General features: G+C 63.8%; 20 protein-coding genes, 1 other RNA gene and 1 pseudogene. 8 read left to right on the forward strand and 14 right to left on the reverse strand.

Annotated features, from left to right (window positions below; all coding sequences use genetic code 11):
• The 5 genes from ffs to E8A46_RS24520 all read left to right on the forward strand — a co-directional run bounded on the left by ffs (position 1) and on the right by E8A46_RS24520 (position 3,557).
• An RNA gene (gene ffs, locus E8A46_RS24500) (signal recognition particle sRNA small type) lies at positions 1 to 93 on the forward strand.
• A gap of 196 nt (positions 94 to 289) precedes the next feature.
• Positions 290 to 2,140 carry a DNA polymerase III subunit gamma/tau gene (locus tag E8A46_RS24505; protein WP_291566731.1) on the forward strand — a complete coding sequence of 617 codons (1,851 nt, stop codon included), beginning with the start codon at positions 290 to 292 and terminating at the stop codon, positions 2,138 to 2,140.
• Between the two features lie 20 nt (positions 2,141 to 2,160).
• On the forward strand, positions 2,161 to 2,481 hold the full coding sequence (locus E8A46_RS24510) for a YbaB/EbfC family nucleoid-associated protein (protein WP_291566733.1): 321 nt from the start codon (positions 2,161 to 2,163) through the stop codon (positions 2,479 to 2,481).
• A 5-nt stretch (positions 2,482 to 2,486) separates the two neighbouring features.
• Entirely contained in the window at positions 2,487 to 3,092 is a 606-nt protein-coding gene (recR, locus tag E8A46_RS24515) for a recombination mediator RecR (protein WP_291566736.1), read from the forward strand.
• A gap of 24 nt (positions 3,093 to 3,116) precedes the next feature.
• Positions 3,117 to 3,557 (forward strand): hypothetical protein, encoded by a 441-nt coding sequence (locus tag E8A46_RS24520; protein WP_291566738.1) that lies wholly within the window; start codon positions 3,117 to 3,119, stop codon positions 3,555 to 3,557.
• A 178-nt stretch (positions 3,558 to 3,735) separates the two neighbouring features.
• On the opposite strand, the gene E8A46_RS24525 is transcribed toward E8A46_RS24520, so the two are convergent.
• The 3 genes and pseudogenes from E8A46_RS24525 to rmuC form a co-directional block, all read right to left on the reverse strand.
• On the reverse strand, positions 3,736 to 5,103 hold the full coding sequence (locus E8A46_RS24525) for an MFS transporter (protein WP_291566740.1): 1,368 nt from the start codon (positions 5,101 to 5,103) through the stop codon (positions 3,736 to 3,738).
• A 198-nt stretch (positions 5,104 to 5,301) separates the two neighbouring features.
• Positions 5,302 to 5,601 (reverse strand): annotated as a pseudogene (locus tag E8A46_RS24530) (GIY-YIG nuclease family protein).
• Positions 5,602 to 5,658: 57 nt separating this feature from the next.
• Positions 5,659 to 6,867: a DNA recombination protein RmuC gene (gene rmuC / locus E8A46_RS24535; protein ID WP_291566742.1), complete on the reverse strand. Its 1,209-nt coding sequence runs from the start codon at positions 6,865 to 6,867 to the stop codon at positions 5,659 to 5,661.
• Positions 6,868 to 7,055: 188 nt separating this feature from the next.
• Here rmuC and def point away from each other — a divergent pair, with 188 nt between their 5' ends.
• From def to truA, 3 genes are all read left to right on the forward strand, one after another.
• Complete coding sequence (def, locus tag E8A46_RS24540) at positions 7,056 to 7,583, forward strand: peptide deformylase (RefSeq protein ID WP_291566745.1); 528 nt, start codon at positions 7,056 to 7,058, stop codon at positions 7,581 to 7,583.
• A 235-nt stretch (positions 7,584 to 7,818) separates the two neighbouring features.
• Complete coding sequence (gene fmt, locus E8A46_RS24545) at positions 7,819 to 8,751, forward strand: methionyl-tRNA formyltransferase (RefSeq protein WP_291566748.1); 933 nt, start codon at positions 7,819 to 7,821, stop codon at positions 8,749 to 8,751.
• A gap of 121 nt (positions 8,752 to 8,872) precedes the next feature.
• Positions 8,873 to 9,610, forward strand: coding sequence for a tRNA pseudouridine(38-40) synthase TruA (gene truA / locus E8A46_RS24550; protein ID WP_291566749.1), 738 nt, complete (start codon positions 8,873 to 8,875; stop codon positions 9,608 to 9,610).
• Between the two features lie 137 nt (positions 9,611 to 9,747).
• On the opposite strand, the gene dapE is transcribed toward truA, so the two are convergent.
• The 11 genes from dapE to yidC all read right to left on the reverse strand — a co-directional run.
• Positions 9,748 to 10,914: a succinyl-diaminopimelate desuccinylase gene (gene dapE, locus E8A46_RS24555; protein WP_291566751.1), complete on the reverse strand. Its 1,167-nt coding sequence runs from the start codon at positions 10,912 to 10,914 to the stop codon at positions 9,748 to 9,750.
• The gene (locus tag E8A46_RS24560) at positions 10,907 to 11,569 is read right to left on the reverse strand and encodes a DUF805 domain-containing protein (RefSeq protein WP_291566753.1); all 663 of its coding nucleotides are present in this window, start codon (positions 11,567 to 11,569) and stop codon (positions 10,907 to 10,909) included. The genes dapE and E8A46_RS24560 overlap by 8 nt, the downstream gene beginning before the upstream one ends.
• A 127-nt stretch (positions 11,570 to 11,696) precedes the next feature.
• The gene (locus tag E8A46_RS24565) at positions 11,697 to 12,341 is read right to left on the reverse strand and encodes a DUF805 domain-containing protein (protein WP_291566754.1); all 645 of its coding nucleotides are present in this window, start codon (positions 12,339 to 12,341) and stop codon (positions 11,697 to 11,699) included.
• Positions 12,342 to 12,371: 30 nt separating this feature from the next.
• Positions 12,372 to 12,908 carry a DUF805 domain-containing protein gene (locus tag E8A46_RS24570; RefSeq protein ID WP_291566755.1) on the reverse strand — a complete coding sequence of 179 codons (537 nt, stop codon included), beginning with the start codon at positions 12,906 to 12,908 and terminating at the stop codon, positions 12,372 to 12,374.
• Positions 12,909 to 12,981: 73 nt separating this feature from the next.
• Positions 12,982 to 13,827, reverse strand: a complete 846-nt coding sequence (dapD, locus tag E8A46_RS24575; protein WP_291566756.1) for a 2,3,4,5-tetrahydropyridine-2,6-dicarboxylate N-succinyltransferase — start codon at positions 13,825 to 13,827, stop codon at positions 12,982 to 12,984.
• 131 nt (positions 13,828 to 13,958) lie between these two features.
• On the reverse strand, positions 13,959 to 14,651 hold the full coding sequence (locus E8A46_RS24580) for a pyrimidine 5'-nucleotidase (protein ID WP_291566760.1): 693 nt from the start codon (positions 14,649 to 14,651) through the stop codon (positions 13,959 to 13,961).
• 165 nt (positions 14,652 to 14,816) lie between these two features.
• A complete protein-coding gene (locus tag E8A46_RS24585; protein ID WP_291566762.1) occupies positions 14,817 to 15,803 on the reverse strand; it encodes a DUF1036 domain-containing protein in 987 nt (328 codons plus the stop codon).
• A gap of 32 nt (positions 15,804 to 15,835) precedes the next feature.
• Positions 15,836 to 16,732, reverse strand: a complete 897-nt coding sequence (gene argB, locus E8A46_RS24590) for an acetylglutamate kinase (protein WP_291566764.1) — start codon at positions 16,730 to 16,732, stop codon at positions 15,836 to 15,838.
• A gap of 269 nt (positions 16,733 to 17,001) precedes the next feature.
• Complete coding sequence (locus E8A46_RS24595; RefSeq protein ID WP_291566767.1) at positions 17,002 to 17,379, reverse strand: DUF423 domain-containing protein; 378 nt, start codon at positions 17,377 to 17,379, stop codon at positions 17,002 to 17,004.
• Positions 17,376 to 18,029: a ribosome biogenesis GTP-binding protein YihA/YsxC gene (gene yihA, locus E8A46_RS24600; RefSeq protein WP_291566769.1), complete on the reverse strand. Its 654-nt coding sequence runs from the start codon at positions 18,027 to 18,029 to the stop codon at positions 17,376 to 17,378. Before yihA ends, E8A46_RS24595 begins: the two co-directional genes overlap by 4 nt.
• 143 nt (positions 18,030 to 18,172) lie before the next feature.
• Positions 18,173 to 18,762 (reverse strand): membrane protein insertase YidC (yidC, locus tag E8A46_RS24605; protein ID WP_291566771.1); only part of this gene is annotated, 590 nt, incomplete at its 5' end.

Consider the following 18,762-nt stretch of genomic DNA (forward strand, 5'->3'; position numbering starts at 1 on the left):
AGATTGGCGGTGGACGAGCCACTCGCCAACCGGGTCAGGTCCGGAAGGAAGCAGCCCTAACGAGGTCCGGATCGGGTCGCTCGTCAGTCTCCTACCTGTTTTTTCGGGCGAATCGCGCAAAAGCGGTAAGTTGTCCTGCGCTTGATTTCGCCTCGGTGCGTATTCCGCAAAAGTGGGTACCGGTTTTGCTTCGCAATCAAGTTTACGCAGATTGCGTGTACTTATCTGCGGTAGGGTACGAACAATCCGCAAAGTCGGCTTCGAGAGATAATCAATTGCGGATCGATCGATGACCGACGCTGGCGCTCCCTTGATACCCCCTACCGATTCCGGAGGCGTCCACGCGGGCGGCTTCGATCTCGGTGGTGCGCCAGAGGCCGGCAAGCACTATCGCGTGCTGGCGCGGAAATACCGTCCCTCCAGTTTCGACGATCTGATCGGCCAGGACGCCGTGGTGCGCACCGTCTCCAATGCGTTCGAAACCGGACGCATTCCGCAGGCCTGGATCCTGACCGGCGTACGCGGGGTCGGAAAGACCACCACGGCGCGGATCCTGGCGCGTGCGCTCAATTATGAATTGACTGACGGATCGGTGAAGGGTCCGACCATCCACATGCCGGTACCGGGCATCCATTGCCAGGCCATCATGGAAAGCCGGCATATGGACGTGCTGGAAATGGACGCCGCCTCCCATACCGGCGTCGACGATGTGCGCCAGATCAACGACAGCGTGCGCTACGCGCCGGCCAGCGCGCGCTACAAGGTCTATATCATCGACGAAGTCCACATGCTCTCGACCGCGGCCTTCAACGCCTTCCTGAAGACGCTGGAGGAGCCGCCGGAGCACGCCAAATTCGTATTCGCCACCACCGAAATCCGCAAGGTGCCGGTCACGGTGCTGTCGCGCTGCCAGCGCTTCGACTTGCGCCGGGTCGAGGCCGATGTGCTGATGAGCCATCTTGCCAATATCGCGGCCAAAGAAGGCGTCGAAGTCGAACCGGAAGCGCTCGGCATCGTCGCGCGGGCGGCCGAAGGCTCGGTGCGCGATTCGCTGTCGCTGTTCGATCAGGCGATCGCCCATGCCGCGGGCCCGGTGCGCGCCGACGCGGTGCGGCAGATGCTCGGCCTTGCCGACCGCACGCGCGTGATCGACCTGTTCGAGCAGCTCGTTAGCGGCGATATCGCCGGCGCGTTCAAGGAGTTTCGCGAGCAGTATGACACCGGCGCCGATCCGGTGGTGGTGCTGTCGGATCTCGCCGAATTCGTCAACTTCGTCACCCGCGTCAAGATCGTGCCGGCGACCGCGGACAATGTCGCCTTCGGCGAAACCGAGCGGCTGCGTGCCCGCGACTTCGCCGCCAAGATCTCGATGCGCGTGCTGTCGCGGATGTGGCAGATGCTGCTCAAGGGGATCACCGAGGCCCGAGAAGCCACCCGGCCCGCGGCCGCTGCGGAAATGGTGCTGGTGCGCATCGCTTATGTCGCCGACATGCCGACGCCGGACGAAGCGATCCGGATGATCGAGCAGAATGGCGGGGCCTCGCCCGCCCTTGCGGGAAACGCGGCGTCGGCGCGAGCTGCCCCGGCCGCGCCGGTTTCGTCGATGCCGCCGTCGCCGGCGCGGGCGGCCGCCGCGCCACGCGCCAATGCCGAGGCTTCGGTGCGGCCGCAGATGACCGCGCCGTCGGCCGAAGCGCAGTCCGCGCCGGCGCGCCGGATTGCAAGCTTTCCGGAACTGGTGGCGCTCGCCGGCGAGAAGCGAGATTTGCTGACCAAGGCCGCACTGGAGGCCGACGTCCGGCTGGTTCGCATCGAGGACGGACGGCTCGAAGTTGCGCTGGAGCGCAGCGCGGCGCGGACGTTGATCAATGATCTCTCGCGCAAACTGGAGCAATGGACCGGACGGCGCTGGACCGTGGTGGTGTCCAACGAAGACGGACAGCCGACGCTGCGTTCGCAGAACGAAGTCGCGAAGAACCGGCGCGAGCGCGCCGCTGAATCCGATCCGCGGGTGCAGGAGGTGCTGGCGCGGTTTCCAGGCGCCAAGGTGGTCGAGGTGCGCAAGCTTGCCCCCGAGCCGCCGGAATCCCATGCCAGCGTGGAAGACCCCGCCGAAAGCTCCGACGGCGACGACCAGTAGCAATTTCGGAAGGAACGTGGATGGCTGATTTTCTTGGCATGATGAAGCAGGCGGCGCAGTTGCAGTCGAAGATGCAGGCGATGCAGGAGGAGCTCGGCCATGTCGAGGTGGAGGGCATCTCGGGCGGCGGCCTGGTCAGCGTGCGCATGAGCGCGAAGATGGACGTCAAGGCCGTCAAGATCGATCCGTCATTGATCAAGGGTGACGAGCGCGAAATCCTCGAGGACCTGCTGGTGACCGCGCTCAACGACGCCAAGCGTAAGGCGGAGGCCGCCATGCAGGAAAAGATGCAGGCGCTGACCGGCGGCCTTGGCCTGCCGCCGGGACTGGGTCTCGGCTAACAGACATGCCAATTGCGGTTGCCGGTCCCGAAATCGAACGCCTGATCCAGCTGCTGGCGCGGTTGCCGGGGCTTGGCCCGCGCTCGGCCCGGCGTGCGGCGCTGCATCTGATCAAGAAGCGCGAAGCGCTGATGGCCCCGCTCTCCGCCGCGCTGCAAGTGGCGATCGACAAGATCCAGGTCTGCAAAACCTGCGGCAATATCGACACCCAGAATCCCTGCACGGTGTGCACCGATCCGCGGCGCGATCAATCGATCATCGTGGTGGTCGCCGACGTCGCCGACCTCTGGGCGCTGGAGCGGGCGCACGCGACCAATGGTCTCTATCACGTGCTGGGAGCGACTCTGTCGCCGCTCGACGGCGTCGGCCCGCAGGACCTGACCATCGACGCGCTGGTGGCGCGCGCCCACGCCTCGCAGGTGACCGAAATCATCCTGGCGCTGAATGCCACCGTCGACGGCCAGACCACCGCGCACTACATCACCGACCTGTTGCAGGAGGCGGGCGTCAAGGTGACGCGTCTTGCGCACGGGGTGCCGGTCGGCGGCGAACTGGACTATCTCGACGAAGGCACGCTGTCCGCCGCGATGCGGCAGCGAACCCTGTTCTAGCAACCAGATACGGAAACGATCGACATGACGAAACGACGATTCGCCAAACGGCTGGCCTTGGGCGCCATCATCGCGACGACCCTGGCTGCGCCCGCTGCCTGGGCGCAGCAGGCCGATCAGGCCGAACCCGCGCCGAAGGCGGGCAAGCTGATCCGTGCCGGCGAGGTGTTGTCGGGAGAGCTCAATGCCCTGAAAATACGCGGCGGCAAGAAGGGCAAGCGCTCCGCCACCTACCAGCTCACCAGCGAGCCGCACCGCTTGCCGCCGCCGAACGACCTTTGCGGTCTGGAAACCGGGCCGGAGACGTTTCAGATCGTCACCAACAGCGACGCCCAGGCCGCGCAGCTGAAAGGCTTTATCGGCAAGGAAGTCTCGCTCAGGATCGATGAGGTCGCCTGCGCGCAGGACGCCGGCCAGATGAGCGAGGCGGTGGTCACCAAATGGAGCGTGGTGAGCAAGCATTGATTGCGCCGTCGTGGCCGCAAGCACTGCTGTCATCGCCCGGCATATCCGTCCGAAGGACGGCGTCGCTTCCGCTCGCCCATGACCGGGCGACCCAGTACGCGGCGGCTTTTCGATTCGATCGCAACCTCAGTGGAATACTGGATCACCCGCTTTCGCGGGTGATGACAACCGCGAGAGTCTAGACCTTCGCCGCTTCCAGCGCCGCGAAGTGCCCGCGCCGCTGCAGCCAGGCCAGCAGGATCAGGCTCGGCACCGCGACCACCACGCAGATCGCGAAGAAGGCCGGCCACCCGGTGGCCTTCGCTACGTAGCCCGCGCCCGAGGATAAATAAGTGCGCCCGACCGCGGCCAACGCCGTGAGCAGCGCGTATTGGGTCGCGGTGTGCAGCGGATTCTGGCACAGCGCCGACAGATACGCGACGAAGATCACGGTGCCGATGGCGCTGGTGAAATTCTCCGCCGTGATCGCAAACGCCAGCGCCCATTGGTTGACGCCGGCCAGCGCCAGCCACGAGAATGACAGATTGGCGACTGCCTGGAGCACGCCGCCGATCCACAGGCTGGCGGCCAGCGAGTAGCGCCGGGCGACAAATCCGCCGGCAAATCCGCCGATCAGGGTCGCGGCAAGGCCAACGCCCTTGACGATGGCGGCATAGTCGTTGCGGGAAAAGCCGAGGTCGATCACGAACGGCGCGGTCATGGTGCCGGAGAAGGCATCGGTGAACTTGAACAGCACCACGAAGGTGAGCGCCGCCAGCGCGTCCTTGCGCACCAGGAATTCAGAGAACGCGCCGGTCGCAGCGTGCAGTACGCGCGCAAATGCGGTCTCGGTGCTGGTCGCGGCCTCCGCGCGCGCCGATTGCCCGGGCTCGGTGGCGGCGAGCGCGGTGACGGTGCCGATCAGCACTAACGCTGCCATCGTCACATAGCCCCACATCCAGGCGGATGAGCGCGCTATCCCGGTGCCTTCGAACGCGCTCACCAGAAACAGCGCGCCCGCGGTCGAGACCAGCATGCCCACACGGTAGGCCGCGACATAGGACGCCATGCCGGCGGCCTGCTCGCTCTCGGGCAGGCTCTCGACGCGGAAGGCATCGACCACGATGTCCTGCGTCGCGGACATCGCCGCCACCAGCAACGCGCCAAGCGCGACGAACAGCGGCGAGCGCGCCGGGTCGGTCAGCGCCAGCAGCAGGATCGCTGCGATCAGCGCCAATTGCGAGCACACCAGCCAGCCGCGCCGGCGGCCGAAGATGCGCGTGAACAACGGCACATGCAGCGCATCGACCAATGGTGCCCAGAGGAATTTCAGGGTGTAAGGCGTTCCCACAAGCGCAAAAAGCCCGATGGTGCCGAGGTCGACGCCGGATTCGCGCATCCACACCAGCAGCGTCGAGCCCGACAGCGCCAGCGGCAGGCCGGAGGAAAAGCCGAGCAGCAAGACGATAAGCACACGGCGTTGCAGATACACTGCCAGGCTTTCGCTGAAGGTCGCGCGGGGGGTGGCGGGATTTGCGGGTGAAGGCGTGGCTTCCGGTGCGATCATGGGAGGGTGTTAGCAGATTCGGGTGGCGGCGCCTGTACTCCCTTGCCCCGGCTCGAGCCGTTTACTCAGCCGTCATCGTCCGCGAAGGCGGACGATCCAGTATGCAGCGACGTCTCAGTCTGTCCCCAGAGGGCGCGGCGTACTGGATACCCCGCTTTCGCGGGGTATGACGGAGAAGGAGAGCATGACTTCAAAAGCTCAAATGCCGGCTATGCCTGGGTACAGATCGTCCCAATTGGGATTGAGTTCCTCGATCAGTCGAATTTTCCAGGCTCGATTCCACTTCTTCAATCGCTTTTCCCGGTGGATCGCGTTTTCGGCATCATCGAATTGCTCGAAATAGACCAGCCTGCCAACCTAATATTTCTTGGTAAAGCTTTTCACTTGTTTCAGGCGGTGCTCGGCCACACGGCGAATAAGATCGTTGGTCACGCCAATGTAGAGCGTCCCGCCGATGCGGCTGGCAAGGATGTAGACGTAGAAGCTGCGTGCCCCCATCGGCCGCCTCTGAAACACTGGATCGCCCGGTCGAGCCGGGCGATGACAGCGTAGCCCCTATTCCCCCGCCTGCAGCTTGCGCGGCAGCGGGAACAGCTCGGGGGTGGCTGGCTTGACGAGGCGCGGAGATTCCACGGGCGCTTCGGTCTTGCTGAAGTCGAGCTCCTCGATCCGCCCCGCTCGCTTTTCGATCTTGTCGGCGGAAATCAGGATCTGGCGGACGTCCTCGTTGGCGTCGGAGAAGTGCTTCTGCAGCTTGAGCACGCGCTCGCGCAAGCGCGTAAGATCGTCGCCGAGATTGAGCACTTCGGTGCGGATCTGGTCGGCGGCATCGCGCATCCGCGCGTCCTTCAGGATCTGCTGCATTACCTGGATCGCCAGCATCAGCAGCGACGGCGACACCAGCACGACGCGGGCGCGATAGGCCTTCTGGATCACATCGTCGAAGCCGTCGTGGATCTCGGCGTAAACCGATTCCGACGGCACGAACATCAGCGCGGTATCCTGGGTCTCGCCGGCGATCAGGTATTTCTCCGCGATGTCGCCGACATGCTTCATGACATCGGCGCGCAGCCGCTGGGTGGCGATTTTCTTTTCCTCGTCGGTGCGCGCGTCATGCAGTGCGGTGATCGCTTCAAGAGGAAATTTCGCGTCGATGCAGAGCGGCCGCTGATCGGGCAGGAACACCACGCAATCCGGCCGCTTGCCGGTCGAGAGCGTGTGCTGGAATTCGTAGGCGCCCTTCGGCATGCCGTCCTGGACGATCGCCTCCATCCGCGCCTGCCCGAATGCGCCGCGCGATTGCTTGTTGGCCAGCACGTCGCGCAGCGTGGTAACCTGCGAGGTCAGGTCGGTGAGATTCTTGTGCGCATTGTCGATGATGCCGAGCCGCTCGTGCAGCACGCGCAGGCTGTCCATGGTGTTGCGCGTGGTCTGCTCCATCGACTGGCCGACGCGGTGGGTCACCGTGTCAAGCCGCTCGTTGACGGCGCGGGCCATTTCGGCCTGGCGTCCGGCCAGCGCCTGCCCCATCGCGTCGACGCGGCCGGTGGCCTCGCTCTGCGCGCGCAGCATTTCGCCCACGCGCTCTTCAAGTTCGTCGGCGCGCATCGCCTGCGCCATCGCCATTTCCAGCCCGCGCCGGCCGGACCGGGCGATCACGACGGCGATGACCAACAGCAGGATGAGCGCGAGCACGCCAAACCCGATCAGCGCCTCGCCGGTGCGGACCGGCAGCTCGCCGATCCTGAAAAGAATCTCGTTCATGCCGCCGTTGTAGCCGATTCGGCCTTGAACACGAACGAAGAGGGAACATTTATGGTGAATATGGGGTAAATTTTTATGGTTAACGCTTTCCTAGGATTCATGGTTAAGCGCGGGTAAACAGCCGGTTCCCCCGCATTGACCCCGGCAAATCAGCAGCTTAAATCGCCCGCCAAGGCATTAGAGAAATCATGGCACTTCGAGAAATCATTATCCTGCCCGACAAGCAGTTGCGGCTCGTCTCCAGGCCCGTCGAAAAGGTCACGGCGGAGATCCGCAAGCTCGCCAACGATATGTTCGAGACCATGTATGAGGCGCCCGGGATCGGGCTCGCCGCGATCCAGGTCGCCCAGCCGCTGCGGCTCATCACCATGGATATCGCCAAGAAAAACGAGGACGGCGAGACCACGCCGAAGCCGCGGGTCTTCATCAACCCCGAGATTTTGTCGTCGTCGGAGGAGATGTCGGTCTACGAGGAAGGCTGCCTGTCGATCCCCGAATATTACGAGGAGGTCGAGCGGCCGGCGAAGGTGCGCTTCCGCTTCACGGATCTCGACGGCAAGGTGCATGAGGAAGACGCCGAGGGCCTGTTCGCCACCTGCATCCAGCACGAGATCGATCATCTGAATGGCGTGCTGTTTGTCGATTATCTGTCGAAGCTCAAGCGCGACCGCGTGCTGAAGAAATTTGCCAAGGCCGCCAAGCGCGCGGCGGAGTGAGTTGGCGAGAAAAAATCTCGAACGCGGCACCGGTGCGTATCGTGCGCAGTCACGGTAGTACGGCATCGCGCGATGTGCTCTCTCCCCCCTTGTGGGGGAGAGGTGGAGAGGGGGGTGAGCCACAAACTCCGGCGCGTGTGGCTTGCCCCCCTCCCTAACCCTCCCCCACAAGGGGGGAGGGAACAAGACCTGTCCCCGACCGTCGAAATTCGCTTTGCAGGAAGTCGTCCTTAACATGCCGCTTCGTCTGATCTTCATGGGCACGCCGGAATTCGCGGTGCCGACGCTGCTGGAGCTTGTGGCCCATGGCCATGAGATTGCGGCGGTCTATACGCGAGCGGCCAAGCCCGCCGGGCGCGGCATGAAGTTGCAATTGAGCCCGGTCGAAGTCGAAGCCAGGCGACTCGACATCCCGGTGTTCACGCCGACGACATTAAAGACGCCGGAAGCGCTGGAGCAATTCCGCGCGCATCATGCCGAAGCCGCCGTGGTCGTCGCCTATGGCATGATCCTGCCGCAGGCCATTCTGGATGCCCCAAAACTCGGCTGCTTCAATCTGCACGCCTCGCTGTTGCCGCGCTGGCGCGGGGCGGCGCCGATCAACCGCGCCATCATGGCCGGTGATACCCAGACCGGCGTGATGGTGATGAAAATGGATGCCGGGCTGGATACCGGCGATGTGGCAATGGCCGAGCGCTTGGCAATCACCGATACGATGACGGTGGCCGATCTGCACGACGCGCTGGCGCCGCTTGGCGGCGGCCTGATGGTGCGCGCAATCGGTGCGCTGGAACGCGGCAGGTTGCAACTCACACCGCAAAGTAGCGAGGGCGTCACCTACGCCGCCAAGATCGACAAGGCCGAGGCGCGCATCGACTGGACCAGGCCCGCGCGGGAAGTACTCCGCCATATTCACGGGCTCTCGCCGTTTCCCGGCGCGTGGTGCGAGATCACGATCGAAGGCGCGCCGGCGCGGGTCAAGATCCTGCGCGGCGAGATCGCGGATGGATCCGGCGCGCCGGGCGAGTTGCTCGACGACCGCCTGACGGTTGCCTGCCAGCAAGGCGCGCTGCGGATTCTCGAACTGCAGCGGGCCGGCAAGCAACCGATGAAGGCGGATGAATTCTTGCGCGGCACGCCATTGAAGCCGCCGATGCGGCTTGCGTGACGCTGTCATACCCCGCGAAGGCGGGGTATCCAGTACGCCGCGGCGTTTGAGATTGAACCGAGACGTCTCGGAGTACTGGATCATCCGCTTTCGCGGATGATGACGACCTTTTTGGACCGATATGCCCCGTTACAAACTTCTCATCGAATATGACGGCGCGCCGTTCAGCGGCTGGCAGATCCAGGACAATGGCCCTTCGGTGCAGGGCGCGCTGGAAGACGCGGTCGAGGCGATCTGCGGCGAGCAGGTTCGCGTTCACGGCGCGGGCCGCACCGATGCCGGCGTGCATGCGCTGGGGCAGGTCGCGCATTGCGATATCGCCAAGCATTTTGTGCCGGGCCGGTTTCGCGACGGCCTGAACGCGCATCTGCGCCCGCATCCGGTCGGCGTGCTCAGTGCCGAAATCGTGCCCGACAGTTTCGAAGCGCGGTTTTCCGCGAAAAAGCGGCATTATCTCTATCGGATCGCCAATCGCCGCGCCAATCTCGCGCTCGACATCGGCCGCGCCTGGCGGCTGCCGCGGCCGCTCGACACCGACGCGATGCACGCTGCCGCGCAAAAACTGGTCGGCAAGCACGACTTCACCACCTTTCGCGACACCGAATGCCAGGCGAAATCGCCGGAACGAACGCTCGACCAACTCGATGTCGTGAGGGACGGCGATGCCGTCAACATCGTAACCTCGGCGCGCGCGTTCCTGCACAGCCAGGTGCGTTCGATGGTGGGCTCGCTGGTGTGGGTCGGCGAGGGCCGCTGGAGCGCCGACGATCTCGCCGCAGCGCTGGCCGCCAGAAGCCGCGCCGCCTGCGGCCCGGTCGCGCCGCCGCAAGGGCTCTATCTGGTGCGGGTGGATTATTGAGTTTTCCTAACCTCGCCCCGCTTGCGGGGAGAGGTCGGCGCGTAGCGCCGGGTGAGGGGGACTATCCGCAAGTCCAAATATGCAGTGAGAGCCCCTCACCCCAACCCTCTCCCCGCAAGAGCGGGGCGAGGGAGAAGTCACCCAAAATACCGATCCAGGATCCCGCGATAGACCGCGGTCAGTTTCTCCAGATCGGAAACCGGCGTCCGCTCGTCGATCTGGTGCATGGTCTGGCCGACCAGGCCGAACTCGATCACCGGGCAGTAGCTCGCGATGAAGCGCGCGTCGGAAGTCCCGCCGCTGGTGCTCAGTTCAGGTTTCCGTCCTGTGACCTGCTCGATCGCCGCGACCGCGAGATCGGTGAAGGCGCCTGGTTTTGTGACAAATACGTTGGCATTGGACGGCTCCCATACGATCCGCGCGCGAATCCGGTTGCCCGACGCTTTTTCAAGTCGCTGCTCGACCAGTTCGCGCAGCGTTTGTTGGGTATGGAGATCGTTGAAGCGGATGTTGAATTTGGCCCGCGCCTGTCCCGGGATCACATTGCTGGCGGCATTGCCGACATCGACGGAGGTGAATTCGAGGTTCGACGCCTGGAATTGCGCGCTGCCGGGGTCGAGCGGCTCGTCGCTGAGCGCCACGATCAACCGTGCAATATCCGGCACCGGATTTGCCGCGCGATGCGGATAGGCAACGTGCCCCTGCACGCCGTCGACATAAAGTGTGCCTGATTGGGAGCCGCGGCGGCCGACCTTGATGCAATCGCCGAGGGTCTCGACATTGCTGGGTTCGCCGAGCACGCAGTGATCGAATTTCTCGCCGCGCTTCGCCGCCCATTGCAACAGCTTGATGGTGCCATTGACGGCGATGTCTTCCTCATCGCCGGTGATCAGGAACGAGATCGAACCCGTGCCGTCTTCCCTGGGCTTGCCGCCATGGCCGGCGAGATACTGCAATACCGCAGCGACGCTGCAGGCGATGCCCCCCTTCATGTCGACGGCGCCGCGGCCGTAGAGAAAGCCGTCCTTGATATCGCCCGCGAACGCGCCATGGGTCCACGCGCTTTCGTCACCCGGCGGCACCACGTCGGTATGGCCGGCGAAGCTGATGTGCGGGGCCGACGTGCCGATCCGCGCATAGAGGTTGTCGACATCGGCGGTGCCGGGCTCGCCGAAGGTGACGCGATGCACCTCGAAGCCGGCGGCAGTCAGAAGATTTTCGAGAACCCCAAGCGCACCGGCGTCGGCCGGGGTTACCGAGGGGCAGCGGAGGAGATCGCGGGCAATCGAGAGGGCGTCAGTCATGCCCCCGCATAACATGCGCGCCGGCCGGTGGGCCAGCTTTGTGGGGAACAAATTCCAGCTCGCTCTGCTGGTCCCAGCCCGGCCGCGTATCGATCGGATCGGCTGGTGCCAAAGGGTCCGACCCGAACCGGTTGGGGCCGCTGGTCCCCCTCAGAAAGACCAGTTCGACGATACCCCAAAGGTTGAGAATGACGGCGACCAGCGCAAGCAGGTCCGCTGCGATCAATTCATCAATTCCGCTACTGATGCTGCCGAGCAAAGTCGGCGCAGCGAAAAAAACGACGAACCACCAGCCGTTCCTGTCACGATCGTGCAGCCGCTTGGTCGTGGTCGCCGCCAGGAACCACAGGCCGAAAATGAGGACCGGGATTCCGGCCAAATTGAACAGCAGGGAAATCAGCGGGCCTGTCGATTGTGGATCGGCACCGCCGAAGGTTGCGTGAACGGGCAGTGATGGGGGAAGGCCGAAGAGATCGACGAGCTTGATGCTCACGGACTTGACGCTGACGCCGAAGAAGCCGCCGAGTGCGAACGCCAGGACCGACATGACAACGAGGCAGAAAGCCGTACCGGCAAACAGCGCATACCAGTACTTGGCGCGGTTGATGCGGCCCTCGAAGCTGAACAGAAACGCGTTGTCCGTCAATTTGACCATCGCTCAACCCTGGGCGCGGCGGGGAATGGCCGCTATCCCATCAATTGGTCGCAGGCGATGGATTTCGGTTCGAGGCAGGTCGGGGTCGCGGCGCCAAGACAGCCCAACGTAAGCACGGCTCTTCGCCTTAGGTCTCGCCCGGCACACTAGTTGCGCCTGCCGATGGGCCAGCTTTGTGTGAAAGAAATTCTAGCCCGCTGTGCTGGTCCCAGCGTGGCCGTGCATCGATCGGCGCCAGCGGATCGGGCCCGAACCGGTTGGGTCCGTTTGTCCCCTTCAGGCCGGACATCTCGACAAAGCCCCAGACGGAAGCAATCAACACCGCAAGCCCGACCAAGAACTCGAGCCCGGAGCCGCGAAGCCAGTCCCCGAATTGGGCGTGGAGGCCGGGTGCGATGATAAAGGGAACTATCCACCAACCAGGCTTGTCACGGTCGTGAAGTCGCTTGATCGAGGCGATCGCAAAGAACCACGCAAACACCAGCGTCATCAGCACCGCGACGAGTTTTGGAAGCAGCGCTCCGGTGTCGCTATCATCGAGCTGGAAGGATGCGGCAATACCCACGAGGTTGATCGTGAGGGGGCCGGTGGGAATGCCGAGGATGAGGCAGAAGACGGCCAGCAGCATCAGCGCAACGACCATCGAGCCCAGGATGATCAGCGCCGCGAGCCAGTATCTGGCGCGGTTGATGCGGCCATCGAATCGGGACAGCAGCCATTTGGTGTCCATCGCAGCCTCCGGACGGCCGAGAAACGGCCGCGCTTCGGTCATTGGTCGCGATTGATCGATTCCGGTTCGATCTCAATCCCGCGTAAGCGGCGTTGGGCCGGCGCTGTGCACCAGAAATCGGGGAACGCTGTATTGGCCCGGGGGCAGGTTTGTGGGGACGCCGGCAGGGACAGTCGCCAACGGATCAGGCCCGAACCGATTGGGCCCGTCGGTGCCCATCAGGAAATACAACTCGATGAAAATCCAGGTCCCCAGCAGGGACATGGCCACCGCAACCATCACGAGCAGCAATTCCCTGGCGATCGAAACATCAACGCCGAAGGAGAGTCCCAGGAAAAGACCATAGTACAGGAGGGAGAGACGATTAAGGATAACGATTGGAATTGCCCAAAAGCCGCTCCAGTTGCGATCGTGCAGCCGCTTGGCCGTCGTGGCGGTGTTGATCCAGGCCATCACAATTGCGACGACGAGGATCCATAATGACGAGAGGAAAATCGGGAGCTTGGGCCACGCTATGAACCAGAATGTGAGGAGAGCCAGCTGCACAACCAGAAATCTGGCGCGGTTGATTCGGCCCTTAAAGCTGAAAAGTAACCTGGCGTAGTCCATCGCAATCTCCGGACGGCCGGAAATCGCCGGCCGTTCGGAATATTGGTCGCATGGACCGGCATTGGGTTCGAATCTAGTCCCGTAACAGCTCGTTGATGCTGGTTTTGGCGCGGGTGCGCTCGTCGACGCGTTTGACGATCACGGCGCAGGCGGTGGAAGGGCCGGGCTGGCCATTCTTCAGCGGCCGTGGCGGCAAGGTGCCGGGCACCACGACGGCATATTCGGGGACTTCGCCGACAAACGTCTCGCCGGTGTCGCGATCGACGATCTTGGTGGAGGCGCCGAGGAACACGCCCATCGCCAGCACCGCGCCCTTGCGCACGATCACGCCCTCGGCGACTTCCGAGCGCGCACCGATGAAGCAATCGTCCTCGACGATCACGGGCTCGGCCTGCAGCGGCTCGAGCACGCCGCCGATCCCGACGCCGCCGGAAATGTGCACGCGCTTGCCGATCTGGGCGCAGGAGCCGACCGTCGACCAGGTATCGATCATGGTCGATTCATCGACATAGGCGCCGAGGTTGACGAAGGACGGCATCAGCACGACGTTTTTGGCGATGAAGGCGGAGCGGCGGACGATGGCGCCCGGCACCGCGCGAAAACCCGCGTCGCGAAAACGGTTTTCGCCCCAGCCCTCGAATTTCGAGGGCACCTTGTCCCACCATGACGCTTTTCCCGGGCCGCCGGCGATCGCGCTCATGTCGTTGAGGCGAAACGACAGCAGCACCGCCTTCTTGAGCCATTGATGGACCACCCACTTGCCGCTGGCCTGCCGCTCGGCAACGCGCGCCTCGCCCTTGTCGAGCAGGTCGAGCGCATGATCCACGGCGTCGCGGACTTCGCCCTTGGTCGCGGCAGAGATGCCATCGCGGGCATCGAACGCGGCGTTGATGGTGGATTCGAGGGCGGGAAGCGACATCGGGATTTCCTTGGGCGACGGCCGTAGCGGCAAATCGGAGGGGCTTTTTCGGGATTTGGGGCGGGAGAGTCAAGGTTTGCGTTGTGGTCGTCCCTGCTTTCGCACGGATGACGTGAGAGCAGAAGCAAGGCTTACGACGCTCCGATCAGTCCCTGCAAAAACCCCGTCAGATCGTCGGTGACGTGATCGACACAGGGATCATCGCGGCCTTCCAGCTCCCAGTCCTCGCGCACGACTTCTGTTGAGCCGTCGGGCACCACCAGCACCGTGGTCATGCCGAGCTGATGCGGAATGACGAGGTTGCGCGCGAGATCCTCGAACATTGCCGAGGTCCCGGGATTGACGTCGTGCACATCGAGGAATTTGTGATAGGTCTGCGGCGCAGGCTTGGGCTCCAGCTCTGCGGCGATGATGTCGAACACCGCTTCGAAATGCGCCCCGATGCCGAGCCGCTGCAAGACCTTGTCGGCATGATCGGTCGAGCCGTTGGTCAGGATCAATTTGCGTCCGGGGAGTTTTGCGATCGCCGCGCCCATCGCCGGATTTGGCTGCAGCGGCGAATGGTCGATCTGGTGCACGTAGGCGAGATAGTCGTCGGCGTGCACGCCATGTTCGGTCATCATGCCGCGCATGCTGGTGCCGTAGCGGCGGTAGTAGTCCTTCTGGATCCGGCGCGCTTCATCGGCGGGTACTTTGAGATAGGCGCCGATGAACTCGCCGATCCGCTGATCGACCTGCTGCCACAGGTTGACGTGGTGCGGATACAGCGTGTTGTCGAGATCGAACACCCAGGTGTCGATGTCGGTGAAGGTGGGGGAGGTCATCGCGTTATGGCACTCTCAAGCCGTCGTCCGTGCGAAAGCAGGGACCCATACTCCGCGGCTGGCGTAACGGGCACTGTGCGAGGGGTTCTTAACGTTGCTAACATCGGGAATCCAAAACTCTGGCTGGTGGTTATGGGTCCCTGCTTTCGCAGGGACGACCAGGAATCACGGCATCGCAAAGCGCAGCGTCTTGCCGCCGCCCGACATGTCGACGGCGGTAAAGCCGGCCGAGGCGAGGCCGCGGGTGCCGCAGTCGCTCTGTTCGGTGATTTCGAACTTGTTTTCGCGCGTGCAAAGCTGGGTCGCGCCGCCCCAGTTCAGCGGCTTGTCCTTGAACTTGACGGTGCGGTTTTCGGCATCGACGGCTTCGGCGAAGCTGAAAATCCGCTTGGGCTGGCCGGTGACGTCGGGATGCAGGCACTTGCCGGGATCGATGCGATACCAGCCGCGGCTGGTCACGGTCTTGCCGTCGTCGGTGCCGACCGCGGCCATGACCTTGTGCGGCGTGTCATTGCACCAGGTAAGTCCCGTCGAAGATGGCGACTGCACCGCCTCGATCATGGTCGCGAAGAAATTCGGCGACTGCACGACATCCGCCGTCAGCCCGCGGCTTTTCAGGAACGCGGCCAACGCGGCTTGTGTTTTCGGACCGTCGACGCCGTCGATCGGCGCGGCGTCGTAGCCCGCGATCACCAGCAGCCGCTGAATGCCGGCAAGCCTCGCCTGCTCGTCGTCATATTCGCTGTCCTCTGCGAGATAGGCCACCAGATTGCCGTCATCGGCCTGGGTCGGGGTGATCTGGGTAAAGGACGCGGGCGTTTGCCCTGGGCGGCACTGGCGGGCGGCCGCGATCACGAAATTCTCGGGCGCGATGCAGAGCGTGTCGCTGCCGTTCTGCGGGATCGGCGATGAGCCGTAGACACCGAGCGCGCGCGCGTTGAGCAGGATGCGGTCGGCGGTCAGCGTGCCCTGTGCGACCACGCGGCATGCCGCCGGATCGATGCGAAACCATCCGCGCGTGGCGGTGGCGGCCTTGTCGTCGATGCCGATCGCCGCCTCGATCACATAGCTCATGCGATTGCAGAGCTTGAGGTCGGCTTGCGCGGGCGCGGCGCTTGCGAAGAGGGCGATGGCCGGAATAATTCCGGCCAAGACGGCTTTCGTTGGCGTGACCGCGTGATTCATCACTTGTGGATCAGCGTACCCGTGCCCTGATTGGTGAACAGTTCCAGCAAGACCGCGTGTGGCGTCTTGCCGTCGATGATGACGACCCCCTGGACGCCCTGCTCCAGCGCGTAGATGCAGGTTTCGACCTTCGGGATCATGCCGCCGGAAATGGTGCCGTCGGCGATCAGCTTATGCGCGTCCTTCACCGAGAGTTCCGGTATCAGCTTCTTCGATTTGTCGAGCACGCCGGGAACGTCGGTCAACAGCAATAGCCGCTTGGCCTTCAGCGCGCCCGCCACCGCGCCGGCAAACGTGTCGGCATTGACGTTGAAGGTCTGCCCCGTCTTCGAGGTTGCCAGCGGCGCCAGCACCGGGATCAGTTCATGGCCGATCAGCTGATTGAGGAGGGTCAGGTCGACCTTTTCGGGCTCGCCGACGAAACCGAGATCGACCACCTTCTCGATATGCGAGCCCGGATCGACCATGGTGCGGGTCGCTTTCGACGCCGTCACCATGTTGCCGTCCTTGCCGCACAGGCCGACCGCCTTGCCGCCGGCCTCGTTGATATAGCCGACTAGCTGCTTGTTGATCGAGCCCGCCAGCACCATTTCGACGATCTCGATGGTCGCGGCGTCGGTGATGCGCAGGCCGGCGGCGAATTCCGATTGAATGCCGAGCCGCTTCAGCATGGTCGCGATCTGCGGGCCGCCGCCATGCACCACCACCGGATTGATGGCGGTCTGCTCGAGCAGCACGATGTCGCGCGCGAACGCCTTGGCGAGGTCTTCCGCGCCCATGGCATGGCCGCCATATTTGATGACGATGGTTTCCTCGTCATATTGCTGCATGTGGGGCAGCGCCTCGGACAGGATGCGGGCCTGATCGAGCGGACTGATATATGGCGCGTCGGTCATGAAGCGGGTCTCACAGTGTGCAAGAGTCGGGCGGTTTCTATCCGATTGCGGCGCAGGGCGCAAAGCGCCGCTTGCTTTCTTCCCTCTCCCCCTGTGGGAGAGGGTGGCGCCTCACGAAGTGAGGCGACGGGTGAGGGGTTGCTTCCGCGGATCAAGACCCCTCATCCGGCGCGCCATAGCCGATGCATAGCATCGGCGTTCCAAGAGACGGCGGCCGGAGGCCGCCTGCCCCACCTTCTCCCACAAGGGGAGAAGGAAGAAGGGAACGCTCACTCCCGCCGCGGCCATGCGGCGGCCACCGCGAGCGTCAGCCAGCTCACGATCAGCAGCGTGCCGCCGGTCGGCGCGGCAAAAGGAAACAGGCTGTGGCCGGCAAATTGCCGCAAGGTCAGATCGCCGGCGAACAGCGCCGCCGCGACGACAAAGCCGAAGGCGGCGGAAAGGCCGATTCCGGCATGAATGACCCCGCGCTCGATCAAGGCCACGACAGCAAGCACGGCGACCGCGTGAAACAGCAGCATCGATGAGGCCGGCACGAGCCGCGCGGCGTCGCCCTGATGGGCGGATGCCGCCGCCAGGATGACGCCATCGGCGCCCATCACGCCGGCCAGGATGATCAGGATGCGCAACAGGCGGGATTGCGTCATCGCCGACGCTCGCCAAGCAGGCGCACCATCGCTGCGCGCAGTTCCGGCATCCCGGCGCCGGTTTGCGAGGATGTCGCGATGATTTCCGGAAAGGCGGCGGGGTGTTTTGAAAGTGCTGCCGTAACGTCGGCGATGCGCTGCTCCAGTTCGGCCGGCTTGACCTGATCGGCCTTGGTCAGCACGATCTGATAACTCACGGCTGATTTGTCGAGCGTCTTCAGCACGTCGAGATCGACCTCCTTGAGGCCGTGCCGGGCATCGATCAGCACATAGACCCGGGCCAGGCTGCTGCGGCCCTGCAGGAATTTGTGGATCAGCGCGGTCCAGGACGCGATCTTGGCCTTTGGCGCGGAGGCGTAACCGTACCCGGGCATGTCGACCAGCCGGAAGCCGGCCTGGTCGGGCCCTTCGAAGAAGATCAATTCCTGAGTGCGGCCCGGCGTATTCGAGGTCCGCGCCAGCGCGTTGCGCCCCGTCAGCGCATTGATCAGGCTCGATTTGCCGACATTGGAGCGGCCGGCAAATGCAACCTCCATCCCCGCCATCGGCGGCAGCGTCTCGATCGAGGGCGAGGCCCAGATGAATTGCCAGTCGCCCGCGAACAATTTGCGGGCCTGTTCGATCAGCTTCGCATCGGGTTCAGCGGACATTGCGAAGGATTCCATCTGTCGTCATGCCCGGGCTTGTCCCGGGCAATCCACGTCTTGCTACTTGGCGGAAAAGGAAGACGTGGATGGCCGGGACGGGCCCGGCCATGACGAATTGAGATTCCGCCCACGCCTCAGCGCGGCCGTCAGGTTTTCGATTCGGCCTTCTTCGAGCCGAACGTCGCCTTCAGGTTGTCGAACAGTTCAACCTTCACGCCATTGCGGTGCATGATGAAGCTCTGCTGCATCACTGACAGCGTGTTGTTCCATGCCCAGTAGATCACCAGACCCGCCGGGAAGCCCGCGAGCATGAAGGTGAAGATCAGCGGCATCCAGCCGAAGATCATCTGCTGCGTCGGATCCGGCGGCGTCGGGTTGAGCTTGAACTGGAACCACATGGTGACGCCCATGATCATCGGCCATACGCCAAGCGCGAGATAGGACCCCAGCACCGGCAATTGCGTCGGATCGAAGTGCAACAGGCCGAACAAGGTGAACAGGTTGGTCGGGTCGGGCGCCGACAGATCCTTGATCCAGCCATAGAACGGCGCGTGCCGCATTTCGATGGTGACGAACAGCACCTTGTAGAGCGAGAAGAACACCGGAATCTGCAAGGCGACGGGAAGACAGCCGGCGATCGGGTTGATCTTCTCCTTCTTGTAGATTTCCATCATCTCCTGCTGCTGCTTCACCTTGTCGTCGGGATAGCGCTCCTTCAGCGCGGCCAGCTGCGGCT

The sequence above is a fragment of the Bradyrhizobium sp. genome, assembly GCF_004799445.1.
Lineage (GTDB): Bacteria > Pseudomonadota > Alphaproteobacteria > Rhizobiales > Xanthobacteraceae > Bradyrhizobium.